Source organism: Chryseobacterium sp. SIMBA_038, from assembly GCF_046535115.1.
In the GTDB taxonomy this organism is placed as follows: Bacteria; Bacteroidota; Bacteroidia; order Flavobacteriales; family Weeksellaceae; genus Chryseobacterium.
Map to the genome: position 1 here is coordinate 1 of NZ_JAWRXH010000034.1, position 412 is coordinate 412.

Genomic DNA, 412 nt, shown 5'->3' on the forward strand with positions numbered 1-412 from the left:
GTAGTAAAATGTTTTATGGAGGAGTAAAACCGGAAATGGTTTCGGATAAGTTTAGCTTTACAGAAGGTCCATCAACGGATAAAGAGGGGAATGTCTATTTTACGGATCAGCCCAACGATAAAATCTATTATTGGGACTGGAAAACCAATAAGGTAATAGAATTTTTAAACAAAACAGGACGTGCCAACGGAACCCATTTTGATAAGGATGATTTTCTGATTACCTGTTCGGATGATCAGGGAGAAATCTGGAAAATATCAAAGGATAAAAAAGTAGAAGTTTTGTTCAAAGGCTTTGAGGGGAAAAGACTAAACGGTCCCAATGATGTTTGGAATGATTCCTTTGGTGGAATGTATTTTACAGATCCTTTATATGAGAGGGATTATTGGGTAGATTTTAAGCAGGAGACCCC

The 412-nt window shown here is 37.1% G+C and carries 1 protein-coding gene; it reads left to right on the forward strand.

Translation table 11 applies throughout. The annotated features are described in order from the left end of the window. A partial coding sequence (locus SB689_RS22600; protein WP_410694319.1) for an SMP-30/gluconolactonase/LRE family protein occupies positions 1–412 on the forward strand: 412 nt, incomplete at both ends.